At 75.6% G+C, this 1,947-nt stretch carries 2 protein-coding genes; one reads left to right on the top strand and one right to left on the bottom strand.

Features of this window, described 5'->3' with window-relative positions:
* On the top strand, window positions 1–395 hold a 395-nt coding region (locus J0670_RS36900), incomplete at its 5' end, for a family 1 glycosylhydrolase (RefSeq protein ID WP_207817145.1).
* A gap of 54 nt (window positions 396–449) precedes the next feature.
* Here the strand turns inward: J0670_RS36900 and J0670_RS36895 are convergent.
* Window positions 450–1,931: an NADH-quinone oxidoreductase subunit NuoF family protein gene (locus J0670_RS36895; RefSeq protein WP_243438043.1), complete on the bottom strand. Its 1,482-nt coding sequence runs from the start codon at window positions 1,929–1,931 to the stop codon at window positions 450–452.
* Window positions 1,932–1,947: the final 16 nt, after the last annotated feature.

Genomic DNA, 1,947 nt, shown 5'->3' with positions numbered 1-1,947 from the left:
CCGACGCCCCCCGCACCGCCTTCGGCTGGCCCGTCGTCCCCGACGCCCTCCGTCAACTCCTGCTTCGGCTCAGGGACTCGTACGGCAAGGCCCTCCCGCCCGTCACCGTCACCGAGAACGGCTGCTCCGTCGCCGAGGACACCGACCCCGACCAGCCCCGCATCGACTACCTGGCCACCCACCTCGACGCCCTGGCCCAGGCCGTCGCCGAGGGCATCGACATCCGCGGCTACTACACCTGGTCCCTCCTCGACAACTTCGAATGGGCGGAGGGGTTCACCCAGCGCTTCGGCCTGGTCCACGTCGACTTCGAGACCCAGAAGCGCACCACGAGGGCCTCGTACGCCTGGTACCGCGACCTGATCGCCGCCCACCGGGCCGATCATCCGAGGTAGTCGGCGACACCCGTGCAGAGGTGCCGCCCCGATGACCCCGCGGCTCCGGTGCGCTCACCGGGGTCGGCCGGGTACCCGCTCGGGGCGGCGGAGGCGCAGGGCGAGTGCCGGGCACTGGTTCACGGCACGGCGGGCACCGTGTTCCTGCCACGGGGCGACGGGGATGGTGGTCGACGTGGGATAACCGTGCGGGCCGAGCCGGACGAGGCCGGGGGCCAGTACGCCGCACAGCCCGTGCCCGGCACAGCGGGACCAGTCCACCTCCAGGTGTGTGCCCTCGTCGCGGGGGAGCGGCAGCACGCCGAGGACGGGTCTCCCGCATCCGGGGCCGGCGACGTGGGCCTCGACGTCCGGGGCGAACACGTCGAGCGCGCTCAGCACGAAGCGGGCCGTGCCGTCGGGGTGTGAGCAGGCGCCACCACCCTGTGCGCCGCCGAGGGCTCGTCGGAGGTCCTCCAGGGCGGTCGGCCCGCCGGTGCCCGCGGCCAGTGCGGCCAGCGCCTCGGCCGCGTCGGGCAGCCCGCGCCTGCACGGCCCGCACTGCCCGGCGGACTCGCCCGCGAGCCAGGCCGCGACCCGGGTGATCTCGCCGAGCGGGCACGTGGTGGCCGGGAGCGCGACGATGGCACCGGCGCCCAGGGTGCCGCCGAGCTCGGCGAGACCCGTGCGGGAGAGCGACGCGCCGACGGCGTCCACCGGGCCCAGCCAGGCGCCGTGATAGCCGCCCACCAGCACACCGTCGCCCGGCCGCAGCCCACCCGCGTCCAGTACGTCTCCCAAGCTGGTGCCGAAGGGGGCCTCGATCACCAGGGGGCCCGACCCGGGAGAGTTGACCGTCAGCAGGACCGTGCCCGGTTCGGTGGTGGTGCCGACGGCGGCGTACACTCCGGGGCCGATCCGGGCGGCCACGGCGAGCTGGGCCCAGGTCTCGGCGTTGGACAGCAGCGTCGGGCGCCGCCGAACGCCTCCCGCACCGCCCTCGGCCGCGCGGGTCTTCACCGCGGCGGGGTGTACCGGAAGCCCGTTGACCCCGCGGATCAGTGCGCTGGACTCGCCGGAGACGAAGCGTTCGGGAAGGCGTACGGTCCGGGCCGGGCACGGCAGGTCGCGCTCGTCGAGGGCGGCGGGGATCGAGGCCTCGCCGGGGCTGCCGGCGGCGACGCCGATGACGATCTCCTCGGCCCCGAAGGCGGCCGCAGCGAGGCAGGCGCCGTCGAGCACGAGGTGCGGAGCGCGGGCGAGCAGCATCCTGTCCTTGGCACTCGGGGGCTCGCCCTCCGAGCCGTTCACCACGATGACCGGACGTGCCCCGGTCCGGTCGGCGGCGGCCACCGCGGCCCGGGCCTTGCGGGCGAAGGGGAATCCCGCGCCGCCGCGTCCGCGCAGATCGACGCGTTCGGCCAGGTCCAGCAGGTCGTCCTGGGTGAGCCGGGGGAGCGGAGGGTGGACGCGGAGGTGGGAGGCGAGGTCGAGACGCCGGAAGCGGTCCAGCCCGGCGGTCAGCCGGGCCGGCCCCAGGTGACGAACCTGCGGCAGGTCGATCCGGGCGCTC

Source organism: Streptomyces sp. FH025, from assembly GCF_017427025.1.
Taxonomy (GTDB): Bacteria; Actinomycetota; Actinomycetes; order Streptomycetales; family Streptomycetaceae; genus Kitasatospora.
This window is presented reverse-complemented; position numbering and strand designations above follow the sequence as displayed.